At 67.6% G+C, this 21637-nt stretch carries 17 protein-coding genes; 7 read left to right on the top strand and 10 right to left on the bottom strand.

Going from position 1 to position 21637, the window contains the following annotated elements; genetic code table 11:
* Positions 1-64: 64 nt before the first annotated feature.
* From AB0J02_RS06995 to AB0J02_RS07005, 3 genes are all read right to left on the bottom strand, one after another.
* A complete protein-coding gene (locus AB0J02_RS06995; protein WP_363192526.1) occupies positions 65-1771 on the bottom strand; it encodes a serine/threonine protein kinase in 1707 nt (568 codons plus the stop codon).
* A gap of 120 nt (positions 1772-1891) precedes the next feature.
* Positions 1892-4135 carry a murein biosynthesis integral membrane protein MurJ gene (gene murJ / locus AB0J02_RS07000; RefSeq protein ID WP_363192527.1) on the bottom strand — a complete coding sequence of 748 codons (2244 nt, stop codon included), beginning with the start codon at positions 4133-4135 and terminating at the stop codon, positions 1892-1894.
* A gap of 45 nt (positions 4136-4180) precedes the next feature.
* Positions 4181-6520 carry a DUF6049 family protein gene (locus tag AB0J02_RS07005; protein WP_363192528.1) on the bottom strand — a complete coding sequence of 780 codons (2340 nt, stop codon included), beginning with the start codon at positions 6518-6520 and terminating at the stop codon, positions 4181-4183.
* A gap of 221 nt (positions 6521-6741) precedes the next feature.
* Here AB0J02_RS07005 and AB0J02_RS07010 point away from each other — a divergent pair, with 221 nt between their 5' ends.
* Positions 6742-8214, top strand: a complete 1473-nt coding sequence (locus AB0J02_RS07010; protein WP_363192529.1) for a CCA tRNA nucleotidyltransferase — start codon at positions 6742-6744, stop codon at positions 8212-8214.
* Positions 8215-8321: 107 nt separating this feature from the next.
* Here AB0J02_RS07010 and AB0J02_RS07015 read toward each other — a convergent pair whose 3' ends face one another.
* From AB0J02_RS07015 to AB0J02_RS07025, 3 genes are all read right to left on the bottom strand, one after another.
* Positions 8322-9593, bottom strand: coding sequence for an MFS transporter (locus AB0J02_RS07015; RefSeq protein ID WP_363192530.1), 1272 nt, complete (start codon positions 9591-9593; stop codon positions 8322-8324).
* A 116-nt stretch (positions 9594-9709) separates the two neighbouring features.
* Entirely contained in the window at positions 9710-10792 is a 1083-nt protein-coding gene (locus tag AB0J02_RS07020; RefSeq protein WP_363192531.1) for an inositol-3-phosphate synthase, read from the bottom strand.
* Positions 10793-10835: 43 nt separating this feature from the next.
* Positions 10836-11516, bottom strand: coding sequence for a helix-turn-helix transcriptional regulator (locus tag AB0J02_RS07025; RefSeq protein ID WP_363192532.1), 681 nt, complete (start codon positions 11514-11516; stop codon positions 10836-10838).
* A 374-nt stretch (positions 11517-11890) separates the two neighbouring features.
* On the opposite strand from AB0J02_RS07025, the gene AB0J02_RS07030 reads away from it, so the two are divergent.
* Positions 11891-14587: a transglycosylase domain-containing protein gene (locus AB0J02_RS07030; RefSeq protein WP_363192533.1), complete on the top strand. Its 2697-nt coding sequence runs from the start codon at positions 11891-11893 to the stop codon at positions 14585-14587.
* A 93-nt stretch (positions 14588-14680) separates the two neighbouring features.
* Here the strand turns inward: AB0J02_RS07030 and AB0J02_RS07035 are convergent, their stop codons facing one another.
* Positions 14681-15109 (bottom strand): hypothetical protein, encoded by a 429-nt coding sequence (locus tag AB0J02_RS07035; RefSeq protein ID WP_363192534.1) that lies wholly within the window; start codon positions 15107-15109, stop codon positions 14681-14683.
* A gap of 191 nt (positions 15110-15300) precedes the next feature.
* Here AB0J02_RS07035 and AB0J02_RS07040 point away from each other — a divergent pair, with 191 nt between their 5' ends.
* Together AB0J02_RS07040 and AB0J02_RS07045 are read left to right on the top strand one after the other, a co-directional pair.
* Positions 15301-15645: a hypothetical protein gene (locus AB0J02_RS07040; protein ID WP_363192535.1), complete on the top strand. Its 345-nt coding sequence runs from the start codon at positions 15301-15303 to the stop codon at positions 15643-15645.
* Positions 15646-15719: 74 nt separating this feature from the next.
* Positions 15720-17213: a glycosyltransferase 87 family protein gene (locus tag AB0J02_RS07045; protein ID WP_363192536.1), complete on the top strand. Its 1494-nt coding sequence runs from the start codon at positions 15720-15722 to the stop codon at positions 17211-17213.
* A gap of 104 nt (positions 17214-17317) precedes the next feature.
* Here AB0J02_RS07045 and AB0J02_RS07050 read toward each other — a convergent pair whose 3' ends face one another.
* From AB0J02_RS07050 to AB0J02_RS07060, 3 genes are all read right to left on the bottom strand, one after another.
* On the bottom strand, positions 17318-18349 hold the full coding sequence (locus tag AB0J02_RS07050; protein ID WP_111663069.1) for an alanine racemase: 1032 nt from the start codon (positions 18347-18349) through the stop codon (positions 17318-17320).
* Between the two features lie 145 nt (positions 18350-18494).
* Positions 18495-19616, bottom strand: coding sequence for a peptidoglycan bridge formation glycyltransferase FemX (femX, locus tag AB0J02_RS07055; protein WP_363192537.1), 1122 nt, complete (start codon positions 19614-19616; stop codon positions 18495-18497).
* A gap of 129 nt (positions 19617-19745) precedes the next feature.
* The gene (locus tag AB0J02_RS07060) at positions 19746-20066 is read right to left on the bottom strand and encodes a hypothetical protein (RefSeq protein WP_363192538.1); all 321 of its coding nucleotides are present in this window, start codon (positions 20064-20066) and stop codon (positions 19746-19748) included.
* A 288-nt stretch (positions 20067-20354) separates the two neighbouring features.
* Between AB0J02_RS07060 and rpsF the strand changes: the two genes are divergently transcribed.
* The 3 genes from rpsF (at position 20355) to rpsR (ending at position 21632) form a co-directional block, all read left to right on the top strand.
* Positions 20355-20645, top strand: coding sequence for a 30S ribosomal protein S6 (gene rpsF, locus AB0J02_RS07065; protein WP_059143728.1), 291 nt, complete (start codon positions 20355-20357; stop codon positions 20643-20645).
* Between the two features lie 75 nt (positions 20646-20720).
* On the top strand, positions 20721-21338 hold the full coding sequence (locus tag AB0J02_RS07070) for a single-stranded DNA-binding protein (RefSeq protein ID WP_363192539.1): 618 nt from the start codon (positions 20721-20723) through the stop codon (positions 21336-21338).
* Between the two features lie 57 nt (positions 21339-21395).
* Positions 21396-21632 (top strand): 30S ribosomal protein S18, encoded by a 237-nt coding sequence (gene rpsR / locus AB0J02_RS07075; protein ID WP_003949403.1) that lies wholly within the window; start codon positions 21396-21398, stop codon positions 21630-21632.
* The last annotated feature ends 5 nt before the right edge of the window (positions 21633-21637 follow it).

Genomic DNA, 21637 nt, shown 5'->3' on the forward strand with positions numbered 1-21637 from the left:
ATACATGAAGATGGCCGTGGGGAGCCGCGCCGAGCGCGGCTCCCCACGGCCATCTGTGCCTGGTTCAGCTCGTGACCTTGATGTCCTTCACGCGTCCGCGGTAGGTGCCGTCCTCAGTCAGGGGCAGTTTGGTCAGCCAGACCAGAAGGTACCGGGACTTCACGGTCTTGTCCGGTTTGAGCGTGACGCTCGTGCCCGATCCCTCCGCGAACTTTTGGTACGCGCTGAAGGACGTGGGCTGCGAACTGTCATTGGTTGTGACGGCACGGAGTTCGACGGAGGTGTCTCCCATGAAAGAGACCTGCACCTTCCCGACCTCCTGCACCTTCCCCAGATCGAGCACTATCCCCAGGCCCGGCTTGAGGTTTCCGAACTCGGCGCCTTTGTAGAAGTCCGTCTGCCAGTACGAAGCCGGGTCGCTGTCGTACGCCTTGCCTATGTCCGCCGGCTTCTCGGAGTTGTCACCGAACGGGTCGAAGTCGTGTGCTCCGCTGATGGCGATGGACGTACCCGGCGGCTTCGTCGGGCTCTTGCCGTCGTCGTCGCCGTCCGTCGTCTGTGTCTGCTTCGTCTCGTCCGAGTCGCCCCCTTGGTTCATGAGCGCGTCGGCCAGCTGCCAACTGCCAAGGCCCAGCGCAGCGATCAGCAGTGCCGACACGGCCCACTTGAGGGCTTTTCCGGTACGGCTCTGCAGCGGGGGCGGCGGCGTGGCTACGGGCTGAGTGACGCCGGGGGCGGCAGGACGTCCGTACGTCCCCTGTTGGTACGTGGTCCGCTGGTACTCCGGCGGTGCGGTGAACGCGGGCTCCGGCGGACGGATCTTGGGCATCTCGCCGATGGCCTTCACCAGGTCCTCCGGTGTGGTGCACGGGGGTTCCTGGCGGGACGCCGTCGCCCCGTCGTTGGCGAGCGCGCGCATGGCGAGCTCCGAGAGACCACGGTGAACGCCGGCCCGCACCTGGTCGGGGGCGATGAGGCCCACGCCCTTGGGCAGTCCGGACAGGCCGTACGCGTCGTTCTCGTACGGCCAGCGCTGGGTCAGCACGGCATAGAGGAGCGCGCCGATGGCCTCGGTGTCGGTGCGCTGCGGGGTATCGGAGGTGATGCCTCGCAGCGCGGCGTTCACGGCGAGGCCGCGGATGCGCCACTGCCCGGTGGAGGTGCGCAGCACGGCGCTGGGGGTGAGCCGTAGATGGGCGAGGCCTTCGCGGTGCGCGGCGGCCATGGCGTAGGAGATCTGGCTGACCATTTGGTACGCGTCGTGCGCCTCAAGGGAACTCGCAGCGAGCAGTGCCGTCAGCTCGGTGGCGTCGGGCAGCCACTCGTGCACGACATAGACGAGATCGTTCTCCTCGACCGCGTCCAGGACCTGTACGAATCGCGGGTCGCCGAGCAGCGCCGACGAGCGGGCCGCTGCCAGGACCGAGCGGGCCCGCGGGTGGTCGGCGGGCAGCAGGTGGACGCCGACGGCTCGGCGAAGCTTCTCGTCGACCGCACGCCAGCTGCTGAAACCGTCCAGACGAGTGACGCATTCTTCGAGTCGGTAGCGTCTGGCGAGCTTGTGTCCGCTGTGCAGCTCGGGAGGTGAGGTCGTGGTGGGGCTCACATGTGTCCCCGTCTCCGCGGTGTCCGCGGGCTCCTCCCGTGCAGTGGTCTCTCGTTCCGCGATCGTGGCCACCCCGTCGGCCGTGGCCTGCTCCGCCTTGGCGGTCAGCGGTTCATCACCGCCGTTGTCGGCCACGTCGACGGCAGCCGTGCTCCGTTCCGCCACCGTCGTTCCTGCCTCCCCATCCGTTGCAATCACTCCGACGCCAAAACCAATTGTGCCCACAGTCCTGCGCTATGCACGACACGCGGTGGTCGCCGATGGTTGTGCGCGATGTCGCCCGAGTCAGCGACCGAGTCGACCGCGGACCATACCAACCATCGAATTCAGCTCCTCGATCCGCATTTTGCGGGCTGCTACGTAGAAGGTCCCCAGCAGTGCCGCACCGCCGACGACCAGCGCTGCGATCGATCCGACTGCTCCGTGGCCGAGCGCTTCCGTGAGCGCGTACCCGATTCCGCCGCCGATGATCGCGGCAGGTAGTGCAGCGAGGCAGAGGCGGGCGTACGTACGGACGACGTTCGCGCCGTCCAGGTCGCCGCCGAGCCGCTTGCGCAGCCGCTGCCACGCGACACCGACACCGATCGCGTACGCGAGACCGTACGAGAAGGCCATGCCGACGACCGCCCAGCGGGCGGGCAGGATCACGTAGCACAGCGCCGAGGCGGCGGCGTTGACGGCCGCGACGATGACCGTGTTGTAGAAGGGCGTCCGGGTGTCCTCGTACGCGTAGAAGCCGCGCAGCACCACGTACTGCACGGAGAACGGGATGAGGCCCAGGCCGAACGCCATGAGGATGTAGCCCATGGACTGGGCGGCTCCGGTGCCGCTGGAGCCGAACAGCAGGGTGCACATCGGGACGCCGAGCGCGACGAACATGAAGGCCACCGGGACGATCGCCACGGCCGAGGTGCGCAGGCCCGAGGAGATGTCGTCCCGGACCGCGCCCGGGTCGCCGTCGTGGGCGGCGCGTGCGATGCGCGGCAGCATGGCGGCCATGACGGAGACGGTGATGATGGCCTGCGGCATGCCCCAGATCAGCTGGGCGTTCGAGTAGCCCATGATGCCGGTGCCCTTGACGTCGGTCGCCGCACCGGCCGCGGTGGCGAGCTGGGTGACGACGATGACGCCGGCCTGGTTGGCGAGGACGAACAGCACGGTCCACTTGGCGAGCTTCACGGCCTTGCCGAGGCCGTGGCCCCTCCAGTCGAAGCGGAGACGGAAGCGGAAGCCGGTTTCGCGCAGGTACGGGATCATCGCCAGCGCCTGCACCGTCAGGCCGAGCAGGGTGCCGATCCCGAGGAGGCGGACGGCGTCCGGCGGGATGGTCGTCACGCCCATCTTGGTCTCGGCGGCTGTGCCGTAGACCCAGATGAACATGCCGAACGTGAAGATCATGACGATGTTGTTGAGGACCGGGGTCCACATCATCGCGCCGAACTTCCCGCGGGCGTTCAGGATCTGCCCCATGACCACGTGCACACCCATGAAGAAGATGGTGGGCAGGCAGTAGCGGGCGAAGGTGACGCCGACGCTGTTGGCGGCCGGGTTGCTGGAGACCGTGTCCGACATCAGGTTGATCAGCACCGGTGCCGCGACCACGACGACCGTGACGATCACTGCCAGAGCGACCATCACGAGCGTGAGGAGGCGGTTGGCGTAGGCCTCGCCGCCGTCGTCGTCGTCCTTCATGGCGCGGACGAGCTGCGGCACGAACACCGAGTTCAGACCGCCGCCGACGGTCAGGATGTAGATCATCGTCGGCAGCGTGTACGCGACGGTCCAGGTGTCCCCGAGGAGTCCGGCGCCCAGCGCCGCGGTGATCACCATGGTGCGGACGAAGCCGGTGAGGCGGGAGACCAGCGTGCCCGCTGCCATTACCGCGCTCGACTTCATCAGGCTGGACGCGCGGCCGCCCTTCGCGGGGGCAGGGGCCGGTGCCGCGATGGGCGGCGGGGGCGGCGGTACCTGGCCGAGAACTCGGGTCGGGTCGTCGACCGGTGGTTCGGTCGATGTACGGCCTCCGCTGTAGCCAGGCTGCTGGTCACGGAAGAGGTGGGCGAAGGCGTCCGGTTCGTGACGCTCCTCGCCGGCCTGCGTCACCAGGTCGTCGACGCCGACGAACTGGGTCGTCCGCGCGTCGTCGCCGTAGGGCAGGTACTGGGTAGGGCCCTCCGGCTCCGGCGCGGGCGTCTGCGCCCACACTCGAGGGTCGGGCTGGTACTGGTTAGTGGGCGGCGGCGCGTACAGGGGCTGCGGTGCCTGATAGGCGCCCGGGGGCGGCGGTGGGTGCGCGGCCCGGTCGTACAGCGCCTCGGTCACCGGGTCCTGGGCGGCGAGGTCGTGCGCCCGGTACGGATCCTGGTCGTAGGCGTCCTGGAGGTACGCGTCCTGCGGATACGCGTCGGGGGCGGGCTGGGGAGGCGGGACCTGCCCGCCTGCCCCGTGCGGGCCGGCGTACGGGTGGCCATCGCCCGAGGCGGAGCCACCCGAGCCCTGTCCACGGTCACCGTCGTACGGCGCGTTCATGGTTACCCCACCTCATCGTCCCCGGCCCACCGGCCACGACATCGCTCAACGGTCCACTCTCTCACCCGGGCCCGACGGGGCCGCGCTTTCCGAAGCGGTGTCAGCCATCGGGTCACTCGGCTGCTGCGGAACGTCCGCCCGCGCGGTGGGAGCCGACGGGTCCTCCGGCTCGCTCTGCGCCGCCGCGTCGTCGTCCTGCGGTTCGTCGTCCTGCTGCTGGGCGGCCGCGGTGCGCTTGCGATGGGTGTACATCCGGAACCCGGCCAGGACCAGCAACAGGACACCGCCGCCGATGACGAGCATCACGGTCGGCGTGATCTCGGTGGCGTCGACCTGGAAGGCGATCTTCTCGCCGTAGGGCTGGTTGTCCTCGGTGTACAGCTGGGCATAGACGGTGATCGGTCCCGTCGCCTTGGCCGTGGTGGTGAACTTCACCGACTGGCTGTGCCCGCTGGCGATCTTCACCGCCTTGTCCTCGGAGACGCCGTCGCCGATCTTGAGGCGGGTGCCGTTGTCCGACGTGAGGCGCAGCACCAGGTGGTCGACGTCCTGCCACAGGTTGTTCTGTACGGACACAGGGATGGTGGCGCTGCGTCCTGAGAGCCGCACCCCGGACTTCTCGATCAGTGCGACCTGACTGGTGATGTCGGAGAGGTACGTCGAGACGCCGTCACGGAACGACGCGGAGGTTCCGGTCCTGCTCCGCCACGACGCGGACATCTCCCGGTCCATCGCGCGACCGAACGGTGTCACCACCCGGGACTGGTCGGTGAGGACGACCTTGAAGTTCTCGAGGTCGCTCTGGGTGCCCTGGATCTGCTCGAACGCCTCGCCGGACAGTTCCTGCTTGCGCAGTGACTTCGGGTAGGCCCGGGTGGACGGGACGCGCGTGGTCGCGCCCGGATCGGGCTTCGCCTTGGTGGCGGCCGACAAGCTCTGGGGCTGCGTCCAGGTGCCGTCCTGCAGAGCGTGCAGCGCCTGAGCCATCGAGTGGGCCTGGCTGGTCGTGGGCATCCGCTGCGGGGCCACGACGACGCTGCGCTGCTTGGCCGTCTGCTTGGTGAGCATCAGGCTCTGGGCGAGGAACTCCTGCACGGCGAGCGTGGAGTTTTCGGCGCGTGCCATGTCGCCCTGGAAAGCGGTCGACAGCCGGGCGTCGGCGACCACGGCCGTCGCTCCGCCGCCGATGGGACGCGCGGCGGACGGCGTGTACGCGAGATTGCCGGTCTCCGGGAAGGTGTCACTGCGCGCGATGATCTTGTCGGCGCCGGCGGAGGTGGCGACCTTGACGATGTCCGGGTCCACAGCGCCCTCGGCGGGCCACGCGTAGGACGTGTCGGCCTTCACGTGAAGAATCGTGTCCACGGTCGACACGGCGGCGTCCGTGGCGTCCTTGAGGTGCCCGAGCGACCCGGTGACCTTCGTGCCGCTGTGCGCGAGGGACGCGAGATCCGGATCGGCGAAGGGCAGCGTGACCACCTTCCGGCCCTGAACGGCCGTCTGAAGGTCGCTCAGCCACTCCTTGGCGATCGCCTGGTCCTTGCCGGACGTGAACTTCCCGTTCGCGCCCTTGATCTTGTACGCCTCTGTCATCGCGTCGACCGAGGCCAGCAGGTCGGGGTCGATCACCCAGGTGACGTCTAGGTCGTCGCCGAGCGCCAGCATCTGCTGGAGACGGCCGCCCGGCCGGATCTGCCGGGCCAGGCTGTCGTCGTTGAAGACGGGCGTCTGCTGCTCGTTCGTACCCGTCTCTGCGGTGAGGTGGGTCTCGGAGATCAGCGGCCACAGCGCGGTGGTCCTGGTCCTGGTGCTCGCTGCGGCGGGCTGCCAGGGCAGGAAGGTCCGCTGGATGCCGAGCGTCTGGTCGTACGGCTGCGCGGCTGTCTGTCCCATGAGGGCGGCGCTGATCTGGTAGACGCCGTCGGCGCCGAGATGCAGTTCCTTGACCGGCACCGACAGGGCGAAGTCCTGTGTGGCGCCGGGCGCCAGCTTCGCGACCTTCTGGGCGTACTTGCTCGCGACCTCCGTGCCGTCGGGAGAGCCGCCGGAGCCGTTCTTCGCGGCGTCGTCGATCTCCGAGCGTCCGCCGTAGGAGGTGCCGACCCGCAGCCCCACGTGGGCGTCGGTGACGGCCTGCCTGCCGTTGTTGGTGATCGTGCCGGTGACGGTGAGGGTGTCCTGAGCTGTCGGCGCGACGGGTGAGAGCTGATTCACCGCCACGTCGACCGTTTTCGTGCCGGTCGCGTTCGCGGCGGCCGTCGTCATGGGGGTGTCCGCCGACGCGGGGGCGGCACCGGGCAGCAGGGGCAGCGCGGCCAGGAGCGGCGCCGCGGCGAGCAGTGCGCCGGTGCGCCGCAGCAGACGGCGGGCAGGTGAGGGACTCATCCCTGGGAAGTCTGCCGCCTCGGCCACGCGTTCGTCCGTCCCTCGTCGTCGTCAGTGGTCGCAGATGTGTCCACGCATGGTAACGAGGAGCACTGTGGCTTGGTGCCACGGTCCGTTCCACAAGATCGTGGAGCCAGGGTAGGGGGCGGCTTCCACGGTCGTGCCGCGGCCCCGGGAAACGGTTCGGTCCGAGCGCTCGGGGCCACGTACCCTGTCCTGTTGTGCCGAACGCCAATGAAGACAACCCCAGTGCCCTGAGCCAGGTGCAGCGACTCGCGGTCAGCGAGCTGCTGCGGGTCTCGCCTGTCGCGGACGACCTCGCCCGCCGATTTCAGGAGGCCGGGTTCTCCCTTGCCCTGGTCGGCGGGTCGGTCAGGGACGCACTGCTCGGCCGGCTCGGCAACGACCTGGACTTCACCACCGATGCCCGTCCCGAGGACGTACTGAAGATCGTCCGGCCGTGGGCCGACGCGGTGTGGGAGGTCGGGATCGCCTTCGGTACCGTCGGCTGCCAGAAGAACGCCCGCGTCGGTGACGTCGAGCAGAGCTTCCAGGTCGAGGTCACCACGTACCGCTCCGAGGCGTACGACCGCACCTCGCGCAAGCCCGAGGTGTCGTACGGCAAGTCCATTGAAGAAGACCTCGTCCGCCGCGACTTCACCGTGAACGCGATGGCCGTCGCGCTCCCGGAGAAGGACTTCATCGACCCGCACGGGGGCCTCGAGGACCTGGCGGCGCGCGTCCTGCGCACGCCGGGCAAGCCCGAGGACTCCTTCTCCGACGACCCGCTGCGGATGATGCGGGCGGCGCGCTTCGCCGCTCAGCTCGACTTCGAGGTGGACCCCGGGGTCGTCGCCGCGATGAAGGCGATGTCGGGCCGTATCGAGATCGTCTCCGCGGAGCGCGTCCGGGACGAGCTGAACAAACTGATCCTCTCGGCGCACCCGCGCAAGGGCCTGACCCTCCTCGTCGACACCGGCCTGGCCGATCACGTCCTGCCCGAGCTGCCCGCCCTGCGTCTGGAGCGGGACGAGCACCACCGGCACAAGGACGTCTACGACCACACGCTGATCGTGCTCGAGCAGGCCATGGCGCTGGAGACCGACGGGCCCGATCTGACGCTGCGCCTCGCGGCTCTGCTGCACGACATCGGCAAGCCGCGCACGCGCCGTTTCGAGTCGGACGGCCGCGTCTCCTTCCACCATCACGAGGTGGTCGGCGCCAAGATGACGAAGAAGCGCATGACCGCGCTCAAGTACTCCAACGAGCTCGTGAAGGACGTCTCGCGCCTCGTCGAACTGCACCTGCGGTTCCACGGCTACGGCACCGGCGAGTGGACGGATTCCGCCGTACGTCGGTACGTACGGGACGCCGGACCGCTCCTGGAGCGGCTGCACAAGCTGACCCGCTCGGACTGCACGACGCGCAACAAGCGCAAGGCGGCTTCCCTGTCCCGTGCCTACGACGGCCTTGAGGAGCGCGTCGCCCGGCTGCAGGAACAGGAAGAGCTGGACTCGATCCGCCCGGACCTCGACGGCAACCAGATCATGGAGATCCTGGGTGTGGGGCCGGGCCCGGCGATCGGTCAGGCCTACAAGTTCTTGCTGGAGCTGCGTCTGGAGAACGGTCCGATGGAGCAGGACGCGGCGGTGTCGGCCCTCAAGGAGTGGTGGGCGGAGCGCCCGCAGGACTGAGATGCGAGTGACACCTCGGGGCTCTGTTTCACGTGAAACAGAGCCCCGAGGTGTGTGTGGGGGCGTTGTTTCACGTGAAACAACGCCCCGTGCGCTGAGTATTTGCTTCAGGCCGGGTTCTTCACCCGCGTACCGGCGCGGGCCATGGCGAGCGTGACCCCTCCGTAGAGAGCCGCAACGAGCACGACCAGGGGAACGGAGCGGCCGTCGGGCGGCAGCATCAGTGCCGCCACGCCGGCCGCGCCGACGAACGAGATGTTGAACAGCACGTCATAGACGGAGAAGACCCGGCCGCGGAAGCCGTCGTCCACCGACGACTGCACCACCGTGTCGGCGGCGATCTTCGCTCCCTGTGTGGTGAACCCCAGGACGAAAGCGGCCACCAAAGTGGGGGCGGGCTCGAAGGGGAGGCCGAGCGCGAGCTCGAGGACGGCTGCCGCGCCGGCGCAGACCGCGATCCAGCCGCCCGCCCCGAAGCGCCCGGCGGCCGCGGGTGTCACGACGGCCGCGACGAAGAACCCCGCCCCGGAAACACCCACGGCAAGGCCCAGCAGGGCCAGACCTTCGGACTCGGTGGACGACCAGGCGTAGCGGCACAGCATGAGCACCATGACGAGCAGGGTGCCGTAGCAGAACCGCATCACCGTTATCGCGGCCAGGGCGCGCGCCGCGGGCCGTCGGGACGTGAGGTGGCGGACACCGCCGAGAAGATCCCGTGCGGTGCCGGCGAGGGCGGCACCGAGGCGTGGTTGCACCAACGCCTGTTCCGGTCCGAGGAGTTGTACGTCCATGCGGAGAGAGGCGAGCGCGGCGCAGAGATAGAGGGCCGCACCGAGCAGAACGACTGCCGCGTCCGAATCCGACCCCACCAGTCGTACGGCGAAGGCGAGGCCGCCGCCGAGGGTCGCGGCGAGCGTTCCGGCTGTCGGGGAGAGCGAGTTGGCCACGACGAGGCGGTCGGCGTCGACGACGCGCGGCAGTGCGGCCGAAAGCCCGGCCAGCACGAAGCGGTTGACCGCGGTGACGCTGAGCGCGGAAGCGTAGAAGAGCCAGTCCGGTGCGCCGCTGAGCATGAGGGCGGCCGTCGCGGAGGCCAGCAGTACCCGCAGGAGGTTGCCGTAGAGGAAGACCTGACGTCGGCGCCAGCGGTCGAGCAGGACGCCCGCGAAGGGGCCGACGAGGGAGTACGGCAGCAGCAGAACGGCCATGGCCGAGGCGATCGCGGTGGGTGAGGTCTGCTTCTCCGGGGAGAACACGACGTACGTGGCAAGCGCGATCTGGTAGACGCCGTCCGCGCCCTGGGAGAGCAGGCGCAGCGCGAGCAGGCGCCGGAAGTCGCGCAGGCGCAGTAGGACGCGCAGGTCACGGACGACAGCCATGGGGCACAGCTTCACATACGGGTAAGGCCCCCGGACGCACGATGTGTGCGATCCAGGGGCCTCGACAACCCTCGGGCAGGGCATGTTTCACGTGAAACAAGCTCCCAGGGGGAAGGTCAGCGCTCGACTTCGCCCTTGATGAACTTCTCGACGTTCTCGTAGGCCTCGTCGTCGAAGTACTGCACCGGCGGGGACTTCATGAAGTACGAGGACGCGGAGAGGATCGGACCGCCGATGCCGCGGTCCTTGGCGATCTTCGCGGCGCGTACGGCGTCGATGATGACACCCGCGGAGTTCGGGGAGTCCCAGACCTCGAGCTTGTACTCCAGGTTCAGCGGGACCTCACCGAAGGCACGGCCCTCGAGGCGGACGTACGCCCACTTGCGGTCGTCGAGCCACGCGACGTAGTCGGACGGGCCGATGTGGACGTTCTTCTCGCCCAGCTCGCGGTCGCGGATCTGCGAGGTGACGGCCTGCGTCTTCGAGATCTTCTTCGACTCGAGGCGGTCACGCTCGAGCATGTTCTTGAAGTCCATGTTGCCGCCGACGTTGAGCTGCATGGTGCGCTCAAGACGGACACCGCGGTCCTCGAACAGCTTCGCCATCACACGGTGCGTGATGGTCGCGCCGACCTGCGACTTGATGTCGTCACCGACGATCGGGACGCCCGCCTCGGTGAACTTGTCCGCCCACTCCTTGGTGCCGGCGATGAAGACCGGAAGGGCGTTGACGAACGCGACCTTGGCGTCGATGGCGCACTGGGCGTAGAACTTCGCCGCGTCCTCGGAACCCACGGGCAGGTAGCAGACGAGAACGTCGACCTGCTTGTCCTTGAGGATCTGGACGATGTCGGCCGGGGCCTCGTCGGACTCCTCGATCGTCTCGCGGTAGTACTTGCCCAGACCGTCGAGCGTGTGGCCACGCTGGACCTGGACGCCCGAATTCGGGACGTCGCAGATCTTGATGGTGTTGTTCTCGGAGGCGCCGATGGCGTCCGCGAGGTCGAGGCCGACCTTCTTCGCGTCGACGTCGAACGCGGCGACGAACTCGACGTCGCCGACGTGGTAGTCGCCGAACTGGACGTGCATGAGGCCGGGGACCTTGGTCTCCGGGTCAGCGTCCTTGTAGAACTCGACGCCCTGCACCAGCGAGGCGGCGCAGTTGCCCACGCCGACGATGGCTACGCGAACCGAACCCATTCCGGTTGCTCCCTGTGTGTACTGGTGAAGTCCTGAGCGGACTTCACGTGGCGGTGTCGTCGGACGGATCCGGCCGGGTGCTGTCCCGGTTCCGGGGCAGGCCGCCCGTCTCTCCAGATGTGTCCTGCTGAGCTGCGTCCCCCGGGCCCGGCCTTCGCTGGTCGCGGCCCGCGCGCTCGCTCTCGATGAGCTCGTTCAGCCAGCGCACTTCGCGCTCCACGGACTCCATGCCGTGTCGCTGCAGCTCGAGCGTGTAGTCGTCCAGGCGCTCCCGGGTGCGGGCGAAGGAGAGGCGCATCTTTTCGAGGCGCTCCTCCAGCCGGCTGCGACGGCCTTCGAGGACGCGCATGCGTACGTCGCGTGATGTCTGCCCGAAAAAGGCGAATCGCGCGGCGAAATGCTCGTCCTCGTAGGCGTCGGGCCCGGTCTGCGAGAGGAGGTCCTCGAAGTGCTCCTTACCTTCCGCCGTCAACCGATAGACGATCTTGGCGCGACGCCCTGTGAGTGGAGCAGGGGCGTCGGCGGGGCCGACAGCACCCGGTTCCTCGATCAACCAGCCGCTCGCGACCAGCGTCTTGAGGCAGGGGTACAGCGTCCCGTAGCTGAAGGCGCGGAAGACCCCCAGCGAAGTATTGAGTCGTTTGCGCAGCTCATAGCCGTGCATCGGTGATTCGCGGAGCAGTCCGAGTACGGCGAACTCGAGGATGCCGGAGCGCCGGCTCATCGTCGCCTCCTCACTGTCGCGGGCCCATGTATCGACTCTTTATGTCGTGCTGATGTATCGACTCGATACATCAGCACGATAGAACGACGCGACGACTGCGACAAGAGGGATCACGGTGAACGGCGTCACATCACCAATTCTCAGGAAGCAACTTGCCTGATTTGGGGTGAACTTCGACCCTCGGAGGGTTTTGACGGTGCGTAGTCTGTCCGCCATGCAGACCACCGGGAACCGAGTGACGCCTGGGGGCGTCGTTGTCCTGGGTGCAGTGCGGGTGAGTGCCGTAAGGGGCGCATCCGTACTTCGGGGGGACCGGAAACCAGACGCCGTTTCCAGGCGCGCTTGGCCGCGCCTGCCCGAGGAGTAATCGTTCGATGAGCGAGCACCGTCGCAAACCGCCGCAGCCGCAGGGCGGCGGACGCGCCGCGGCCCGTCGCGGAGCGTCAGCAGAACCGTCGGGCCGCCGTGCGGCACCGCGCGGCAGCACCGCGTCGCCTTCTGGTTCCGACGAGCCCCCGAGTTCCTCGGGCTCGTACGGCGGCCAGGGCGACGACGACCGTCCCTGGGGAGGCCGTGCGGAAGCACGCCGGGCTGCCCAGCGCGGCAGCGGGAGCAGGCGCAGGGCGTCCGAGAGCGGTGGCACCGGCCACGGTGGCACCGGCGGAGGGGGACGCCGTGGTGGCGGCGGCCCGAACGGCCCGGGGCGCGGCAGGGGCCGCGGCTCAGGGCGCCCGCAGAAGAAGAGGTTCATCGACTACCCGCGCGCGGGCAAGCACGGGCCGGCTCGGTTCGTGCCGTCGTGGAAGCAGGTCGTCGGTACGTGCTTCGGCTTCGTACTTCTGGGGATCGGAGCGTTCGGCATCGGCCTGTTGGTCGTGTCCGTGCCGATCGAGGCACAGGCTGCCCAGGCCCAGTCGAACGTCTTCTACTGGGACGACAACACGCAGATGGCCGCGACAGGGGGCAAGCAGAACCGCCAGATCGTGCCGATGGACGAGATTCCGAAGTCCATGCGGAATGCCGTGATCTCGGCGGAGAACGCCTCGTTCTACGACGACTCCGGCGTCGACCCGATGGGTATCGCGCGCGCGATGTTCAACATGGCGCGTGGCGGTCAGACGCAGGGCGGCTCGACCATCACCCAGCAGTACGTGAAGAACGCGATGCTGGATGACCAGTCCCAGTCGATCTCCCGTAAGGCCAAGGAGCTCTTCATCTCGGTGAAGGTCGGCGCCACGGTCGACAAGGACGACATCCTCAAGGGGTACCTCAACACCGCGTACTTCGGTCGCAACGCCTACGGCATCCAGGCTGCCGCGCGGGCCTACTTCGACACTGAGTCCAGCAAACTCACGCCCGAGCAGAGCATTTTCCTCGCTTCGGTGCTGAAGGGCCCGAACCTCTACAACCCCGACGGTGGCATCGGCGAGATCGCGACGCCGGCTGCCAACAAGGCGCGTGCCGAGTCGCGGTGGAAGTGGATCGCCGACCGTGAGGTCGAGGTCGGGAACATGTCTCAGGCCGATCGCAGCAGCCTGAAGGGCTTCCCGGAGATCAAGAAGCAGAAGTCCGCTCTCTCGGGCCAGACCGGTTACCTGGTGGACATCGCCAAGGATTACGTCACCAAGAACAGCAAGATCTCGCCCGAGGCCCTGGAGATGGGCGGCTACAAGATCTACACGACCTTCAACAAGAAGAAGGTCGAAGAGCTGCAGAAGGCGGTCAAGGCCACCGAGGACAGCTTCCTGGATCCCAAGAATCGCGCCAAGGACAAGTACGTTCAGTTCGGCGCCGGTTCGGTGGATCCGAACACCGGCAGGATCGTGGCGCTGTACGGCGGTGCGGGGTACGACAAGGACCACTACACGAACAACGCCAACACCGCGGGTGTGCCCGTCGGCTCCACCTGGAAGCCCTTCGTGCTGGCCTCGGCGATGGAGTACGGCACGTACAAGTCGGACGGGAAGCCGATCTCGCCGATGAGCCTGTACAACGGCAACGACCTCATCGTGATCAAGGACCGCAACGGTGACCCCATCCGAGCGGCCGACGGCACGCCGTTCCGGCAGAAGAACGAGGGCACCAAGGCGTGGGGCGACATCACCCTGCGCAAGGCCATGGAGCAGTCGGTCAACTCGCCGTTCGTCCAGCTCGGCATCGACGTGGGTCTGGCCAAGACGCGAGAGCTGGCCAAGAAGGCGGGCATCCTCGAGTCCAGCTTCGACCAGGGCAACCTGAACAACGCCTCGTTCTCGCTGGGTACGTCCACGCCGAGCGCCATCCGCATGGCCGACGCCTACGGGTCGTTCGCCACGTCCGGTACGCACTACGACCCGTACTCCGTGACCAAGGTCGTGGACAAGAACGGCAGCGAGCTTCAGGGATTCGACAAGCCGGAGCCGTCCCAGGCCATGGGGAAGTCGGTGGCGGACAACGTCACCGATGTCCTGCAGAACGTGGTGAAGAACGGCACGGCCAAGGAGAAGGTCGCGGACATCGGCTTCCCCGTCGCCGGCAAGACCGGTACGACGGACGAGAACAAGTCGGCGTGGTTCGTGGGCTACACCCCGGAGCTCTCGACGGCCGTCACGCTGTTCCGTACCGACCCCCGGTCCAACGGCAAGAAGCTCCTTTCCATGAACGGCACGGGTGGCGTGGCCTCCATCCATGGTGGTGACATTCCGGCGCAGATCTGGAAGGACTACATGGCGGCCGCCCTGAAGGGCGTGGACCACAAGGACTTCCCCGATCCCGAAAAGATCGGCGAGATCGTCGGCACCCCGACTCCGACCCCGACGCCGTCCCCGTCGGTGACGCCTTCCCCGACCGATACGAAACCGGCCGAGCCCTCCACGTCCCCGACCACGAGCCCCACGCCGTCCACCAGCGAGACGTGCAGTGGATGGGACTGGAACTGTGAGGACAACGGTGGTGCGGGCAATGGAGGTACCGATTCGGGAGGTACCACCGACGGTGGGATGACATCGTCGCCGACGGAAAGCGCCACCGAAGGAACCGGGAATACAAAAGGCAATGAAAACGGGGGCGGTCTATTCGGAGGGGCAGGATAGGCGGCTCGAAAAAACGGACTGAGGGCTGCGCGCGGATCCCGAACGGGAAATCCGCGCGCAGCCCTCAGTCGTTGACCGGGCAGGTGGTGAGGATCAGGAGGAACCGTCCGCAGCCGCCCGAACCCACGGGGAGCACTGGTTGACGTTGTCGCTGTCCCCCACCCATCCCGATCCGGCGGAGCCGACGCAGACCTGGAAGCTGATGCCGCCGGATTCCGGAATGGGAAGGTCTGTATAGACCCCGCCGTTGTGCGACCCCGTGCTGTCCCAGAGGTACCAGGTCGTGCTGCTCCCCGTGTAGTTGAAGCGCGCGACCGCGGAGTACCCGTCGGCCTGGTAGTCGTGCACGTGGAGACGGTCACCGGTGGACACGAACTTGGCCTGTGCCTGCTGGTCGTTGTAATCGGCCCAGAGGATCGCCTTGGTGTCCAGCGCATAGGCGCTGTTCGGTACCGCTATGACCAGAGCTGAGGCTGCCAGGGCGCCGAAAGCGATTCGCCCGATTTTCGATCTAACGTTCACGTTAATCCTTCTTCTCTTCTTTCTGGCCTATGCTCGAAATTTACTCGCAGAGACTCGCTTTACCTTTCCTTTGTGTTCATCGTGATGGTGCTGTAACTTTTTCCGGGTTGTTTCGAGTTCCTTTTGGGGAGGGGTTTGATATGCGTGTAAGTCCTTGGTTGTCCAGGATCGCCTTGGTGGGGGCCGCGTCGGTGGGAATCGGACTGACAGCCGTTCCGCAGGCGATCGCGTCGGAGACCTGTACGAGCACCACGGGCGCGCGAGTCTGTTTCGAGACGTACGGAGACCACTTCTTCGTCTACGACACCTCGGAGGACGGCCACCGCGCAGCGGTGAAGTACTACTGGGACGGCAGTGGCGGCAGCTACTACTGCGAGAAGACCGACGGCGCGAGCGGCACGCCGAAGGACTGCAACCGCGACCTTCCTGAGAACGTGCGGGTCTATTTCCGCGCCGACGTCTGCGAAGGCACCTGCAGCAAGGACGGCGCTGTGGTGCGGACTTCCGCCTGGGACGACGCGATCAACGAGAACTGACGTCGTACACACGGGGGCCGTCGCACTCTTCGGGGTGCGGCGGCCCCGCCGCGTTCTCAGCCTCGTACGGCAGGATGTGCGGCATGCCCAGTGCAGAGACGACGCATGTGAGCCGGCTGGAGCCGGAGCCGGTACGCCCGACCAGGGACGACGAGGTCGCGGCGGCCGGCAGCGAGTTCATCGGCGGGCCCGTCGGGCGAAGGGCGCTGCTCGGCCGCTCGTGGTGGACCCCGGTGCGTGTCATCGCGCTCGTGATGCTCGGCATGTTCGCGCTCGGCATGGTGCAGAAGTTCCCGTGCTACGACGGCGCGTGGTTCTACGGAGCGAGCTCCCAGTACACACATGCGTGCTACTCGGACATTCCGCACCTCTTCCAGGGGCGCGGCTTCGCCGACGGTCTCGTGCCGTACTTCGACAAGTTGCCCGGCGACATGGACTACCTCGAATACCCGGTCCTCACCGGTGTGTTCATGGAGGTCGCCTCGTGGCTGACGCCGGGCAGCGGCACCATCCAGCACCAGGAACAGGTGTACTGGATGGTCAACGCCGGGATGCTGATGATCTGCGCCGTGGTCATCGCCGCCTGCGTCACCCGCACCCACCGCAGGCGCCCCTGGGACGGCCTCCTGGTCGCCCTGGCGCCCGCCTTCGCGCTGACCGCCACCATCAACTGGGATCTCTTCGCAGTGGCGCTCACAGCGGCCGCGATGCTGATGTGGTCGCGCGGCCGCGCCCTCGCCTTCGGCGTGCTGCTCGGGCTCGCGACCGCCGCCAAGCTCTATCCCGTCCTGCTGCTGGGGCCGCTGTTCGTGCTGTGCTGGCGGGCCGGGAAGTGGCGGGCGTTCGGCATCGCGACGGTCGGCGCGGCCGTCTCGTGGCTGGTGGTGAACCTGCCGGTGATGCTCCTCGCGCCCGAGGGCTGGGCGAAGTTCTACACGTTCAGCCAGGAGCGTGGTGTCGACTTCGGCTCCTTCTGGCTGATCATCTCCCAGCACAAGGACACGCCGCTGGACACCGATGTCGTCAACACCCTGGCCACGGCGCTCATGGTGCTGGCCTGCCTCGGTGTCGCGGCCCTCACGCTGACCGCGCCGCGCCGTCCGCGCTTCGCGCAGCTGGCCTTCCTGGTGGTCGCCGCCTTCATCCTCACCAACAAGGTCTACTCGCCTCAGTACGTCCTGTGGCTGATCCCGCTCGCCGCGCTGGCACGGCCCAAGTGGCGGGACTTCCTGATCTGGCAGGCCTGCGAGGTCGGGTACTTCCTGGGGATCTGGCTGTACCTCGCCTACACGACCAGCGGCGACAAGCACCAGGGCCTGCCGACCGACGGCTACCAACTGGCCATCGTCGCCCACCTCGTGGGCACCCTGTACCTGTGTGCCGTCATCGTGCGCGATATCTGGATGCCCGACCGCGATGTCGTACGCCGCTCCGGTGAGGACGACCCGTCGGGCGGCGTGCTGGACGGCGCCGAGGACGTCTTCGTGCTCGGCTACGCGGCCCATCCCCCGCGGCACGCCGACCACGGGAGTGAACAGCCTCCGCCGGTGAACTGGGGCAAGGAGTAGGCCTGTTCACTCTGAGCGAACAGGGTGCGGGAAGGGAACGAAATCGGGGCCGGGCACCTTCTAGGTGCCCGGCCCCGACCTGTGCGTCTTCAGTAGAAGTCGGCTCAGCGGTCCACGATCCGGTCGAACTGCGTGGTGGTGTGCCGCAGGTGGGCCACCAGCTCCTCACCGACCTTCGGCTCGGCGGCGTCCGACGGCACGAACAGGATCGACACCTGCATGTGCGGCGGCTCGGCGAACCAGCGCTGCTTGCCCGACCAGACGTACGGCGCGAGGTTGCGGTTCACCGTCGCGAGGCCGGCGCGGGCGACGCCCTTGGCGCGCGGCATGACGCCGTGCAGCGCCTTCGGGGCCTCCAGGCCCACACCGTGCGACGTGCCGCCCGCGACGACCACGAGCCAGCCGTCGGAGGCCGCCTTCTGCTGCCGGTAGCCGAACCGGTCGCCCTTGGCGACACGCGTGACGTCCAGGACCGCGCCGCGGTACTCGGTCGCCTCGTGATCGCCCAGCCACAGCCGCGTACCGATCCGCGCGCGGAAACGGGTCTGCGGGAACTGCTGCTGCAGACGCGCCAGTTCCTCGGCCTTGAGGTGGCTCACGAACATGGTGTGCAACGGAAGCCGGGCCGCGCGCAGCCGGTCCATCCAGCCGATGACCTCCTCGACGGCGTCCGAGCCGTCGGTGCGGTCGAGCGGCAGGTGGATCGCGAAGCCCTCCAGGCGTACGTCCTGGATGGCGTGCGAGAGCTGCGGTAGGTCCTGCTCGGTCACGCCGTGCCGCTTCATCGAGGACATGACCTCGATGACGACGCGTGCGCCGACGAGGCCGTGCACGCCGTCGACGGAGGAGACGGAGCGGATGACGCGGTCGGGCAGCGGAACCGGTTCTTCGCCGCGCCGGAACGGGGTCAGGACCAGCAGGTCGCCGCTGAACCAGTCCTTGATCCGGGCGGCTTCGTACGTGGTGCCGACGGCGAGGATGTCGGAGCCGAGGCGGGTGGCCTCCTCCGCGAGCCGTTCGTGGCCGAACCCGTAGCCGTTGCCCTTGCAGACGGGTACGAGCCCCGGAAACTGCTCGAGCACGTGCTTGTGGTGTGCCCGCCAGCGCGCGGTGTCGACGTAGAGCGTGAGCGCCATGGCCGGTCCCGGAACCTTTCTCGTGGCTGCGGTGTATCAGAGATGTGGAAAGTCTTTGGAGCTACGTGAATTGTGCCGGGTCCGCGGGGAAAGCGGAGCAGGGTGTGCCGGGAGGGGCCGTTGAGGACGCCGTGCCCGGCTCCCGTCAGCGCCGCGACATGTAGATGTCGAGCGCCTTGTGCAGCAGCTTGTTGAGCGGGAAGTCCCACTCGCCGAGGTATTCGGCGGCCTCGCCACCCGTTCCGACCTTGAACTGGATCAGGCCGAAGAGGTGGTCGGTCTCGTCGAGCGAGTCGCTGATGCCGCGCAGGTCGTACACCGTGGCACCGAGCGCGTAGGAGTCGCGAAGCATCCGCCACTGCATCGCGTTCGAGGGCCGGACCTCGCGGCCGATGTTGTCGGAGGCGCCGTAGGAGTACCAGACGTGCCCGCCGACGACGAGCATCGTCGCCGCCGAGAGGTTCACCCCGTTGTGGCGCGCGAAGTACAAGCGCATCCGGTTGGGGTCCTCGGAGTTGAGGGCCGTCCACATGCGCTGGAAGTACGAGAGCGGGCGCGGCCGGAAGTGGTCGCGCACGGCCGTGATCTCGTACAGGCGCTGCCACTCCGCGAGGTCCTGGTAGCCGCCCTGGACGACCTCGACACCGGCCTTCTCGGCCTTCTTGATGTTGCGGCGCCACAGCTGGTTGAAGTTCTTGTGGACCTCTTCCAGGGAGCGGTTCGCGAGCGGCACCTGGAAGACGTAGCGCGGCTGGACGTCGCCGAAGCCGGCGCCGCCGTCCTCGCCCTGCTGCCAGCCCATACGGCGCAGTTTGTCGGCGACCTCGAAGGCGCGGGGCTCGATGAAGTCCGCCTCGATGTCGCGCAGGCGCTTCACGTCCGGGTCCTGGATGCCCTTCTTGATCGAAGTGGCTTCCCAGCGCCGGATGATGACCGGCGGGCCCATCTTCACGGAGAAGGCGCCCTGCTGCTTCAGGTGCGCGAGCATCGGGCGCAGCCAGTCATCGAGATTGGGCGCGTACCAGTTGATGACCGGGCCCTCGGGGAGGTACGCGAGATACCGCTTGATCTTGGGGAGTTGGCGGTACAGGACGAGGCCCGCGCCGACCATCTCGCCGGTGCGCTCGTCGAACCAGCCCATGCTCTCGGAGCGCCACTCCGCCTTCACATCAGCCCAGGCCGGGACCTGCATGTGGCTAGCCGCGGGCAGGCTCTGGACGTATGCCAGATGCTGCTCTCGACTGATGGTCCTCAGGGTCAGGCTCATTCGGGGCGCTCCTCGGGCTGGTGTGTCCCCATGGGTACAGGGGCTCCGGCTCTCGCGGCGAAGCCTACTGCGCCCTGTGAGCGCCCCGACTGGCCGTATGGGCGGTCAGTCCCCTCGGGGGTGCTGACCTCAGCCGATGACCCCGCCGAAGAGGCCGCCGTGGGCCATGCCGATGAAGAAGCCGACGGCCGATGCCCCCAGGCCGAGGATCAGGGCGAAGCGCTCCCGGGTCGTCTCCGAGACGTACTGGCCGTAGGCCCCGGTCAGGATCCCGATGAGGCCGGTCCAGGAGCTCAGGAGATGGAGGCCGCTCCAGATCGACGTGACGATGGCGATCACGCCGAGCACCGCGGTCACCGCGACCAGGGTGTCGGGGAGTGGATGGGACTTGCCGTCCGAGGCGAAGAGGGAGCCGGCGCTGGTGCTGTTGGGTCGCATTGCTTGTGCCATGAGGGCACCTCCTGCGGAAGGTGGCGCATCGTAGCGCCATACACACCCGATGTGTACAGAGTGCGGTCATCCGCTGTCGGATTTCAACCGGAAGCCGAGGTGCGGGTAGTCTGGACCGTCTGCATTGGTATCTGCCTGCTTCCCGACGAGGGACCAGCACCCACGAACCGCGCGGTTCTCCTTCGGGAGGCCCGATTGTCAGTGGTGGCCGATACCGTTGCTCACGCATAACAACCCTCCTGCCACGGAACGACCGTGGCCGCTGAGTCCAAAGGAGGTGGGTTCCACATGCGTCACTACGAAGTGATGGTCATCCTCGACCCCGATCTCGAGGAGCGTGCTGTCTCCCCGCTGATCGAGAACTTCCTCTCCGTCGTCCGTGAGGGCGAAGGAAAGGTCGAGAAGGTCGACACCTGGGGCCGTCGTCGTCTCTCGTACGAGATCAAGAAGAAGCCCGAGGGCATCTACTCGGTCATCGACCTTCAGGCCGAGCCTGCGGTCGTCAAGGAGCTCGACCGGCAGATGAACCTGAACGAGTCGGTCCTCCGGACCAAGGTCCTCCGTCCCGAGACCCACTGAACTTCCCAGTTCAGCGGTACTACGGGATTCGAGTAGCAGCAAGCAGTCCGCAGCAAACCCGCCGAGAGGTACCCCATGGCAGGCGAGACCGTCATCACGGTTGTCGGCAATCTTGTCGACGACCCCGAGCTGCGCTTCACCCCCTCCGGTGCGGCGGTCGCGAAGTTCCGTGTCGCGTCCACCCCCCGCACCTTCGACCGGCAGACCAATGAGTTCAAGGACGGCGACAGCCTGTTCCTGACCTGCTCGGTCTGGCGTCAGGCGGCGGAGAACGTCGCGGAGTCGCTCCAGCGAGGCATGCGCGTCATCGTGCAGGGCCGGCTGAAGCAGCGGTCATACGAGGACCGTGAGGGCATCAAGCGCACGGTCTACGAGCTGGACGTCGAGGAAGTCGGCGCCAGCCTGCGCAGCGCCACGGCCAAGGTCACCAAGACCAGTGGTCGCGGTGGCCAGGGCGGTTACGGCGGCGGCAGCGGCGGTGGCGGCCAGCAGGGCGGCGGCTGGAGCGGTGGCTCCGGTGGCGGTCAGCAGCAGGGTGGCGGTGGCGGTGCTCCCGCCGACGACCCCTGGGCGACCGGTGCGCCGGCCGGCGGCGGTCAGCAGCAGGGCGGCGGCGGTGGCGGCTGGGGCGGAAGCTCCGGCGGCTCCAGCGGCGGTTCCGGCGGCGGCTACTCGGACGAGCCCCCCTTCTAAGCCCTCGGGCCGAAGGTGGGCCGTACCCCCACTTCTTGATCACACAGGAGATACACCATGGCGAAGCCGCCTGTGCGCAAGCCGAAGAAGAAGGTCTGCGCTTTCTGCAAGGACAAGGTCACGTACGTGGACTACAAGGACACGAACATGCTGCGGAAGTTCATTTCCGACCGCGGCAAGATCCGTGCCCGCCGCGTGACCGGCAACTGCACGCAGCACCAGCGTGACGTCGCCACGGCCGTCAAGAACAGCCGTGAGATGGCGCTGCTGCCCTACACGTCCACCGCGCGATAAGGGAA

The organism is Streptomyces sp. NPDC050264 (assembly GCF_040655895.1).
Lineage (GTDB): Bacteria > Actinomycetota > Actinomycetes > Streptomycetales > Streptomycetaceae > Streptomyces.

Coding starts and splice junctions, on each gene's coding strand:
- murJ (WP_363192527.1), bottom strand. CDS start 4,135: ATGAACGCGCCGTACGACGGTGACCGTGGACAGGGCTCGGGTGGCTCC.
- AB0J02_RS07005 (WP_363192528.1), bottom strand. CDS start 6,520: ATGAGTCCCTCACCTGCCCGCCGTCTGCTGCGGCGCACCGGCGCACTG.
- AB0J02_RS07015 (WP_363192530.1), bottom strand. CDS start 9,593: ATGGCTGTCGTCCGTGACCTGCGCGTCCTACTGCGCCTGCGCGACTTC.
- AB0J02_RS07020 (WP_363192531.1), bottom strand. CDS start 10,792: ATGGGTTCGGTTCGCGTAGCCATCGTCGGCGTGGGCAACTGCGCCGCC.
- AB0J02_RS07025 (WP_363192532.1), bottom strand. CDS start 11,516: ATGAGCCGGCGCTCCGGCATCCTCGAGTTCGCCGTACTCGGACTGCTC.
- AB0J02_RS07030 (WP_363192533.1), top strand. CDS start 11,891: ATGAGCGAGCACCGTCGCAAACCGCCGCAGCCGCAGGGCGGCGGACGC.
- AB0J02_RS07045 (WP_363192536.1), top strand. CDS start 15,720: ATGTGCGGCATGCCCAGTGCAGAGACGACGCATGTGAGCCGGCTGGAG.
- AB0J02_RS07050 (WP_111663069.1), bottom strand. CDS start 18,349: ATGGCGCTCACGCTCTACGTCGACACCGCGCGCTGGCGGGCACACCAC.
- femX (WP_363192537.1), bottom strand. CDS start 19,616: ATGAGCCTGACCCTGAGGACCATCAGTCGAGAGCAGCATCTGGCATAC.
- AB0J02_RS07060 (WP_363192538.1), bottom strand. CDS start 20,066: ATGGCACAAGCAATGCGACCCAACAGCACCAGCGCCGGCTCCCTCTTC.
- rpsF (WP_059143728.1), top strand. CDS start 20,355: ATGCGTCACTACGAAGTGATGGTCATCCTCGACCCCGATCTCGAGGAG.
- AB0J02_RS07070 (WP_363192539.1), top strand. CDS start 20,721: ATGGCAGGCGAGACCGTCATCACGGTTGTCGGCAATCTTGTCGACGAC.
- rpsR (WP_003949403.1), top strand. CDS start 21,396: ATGGCGAAGCCGCCTGTGCGCAAGCCGAAGAAGAAGGTCTGCGCTTTC.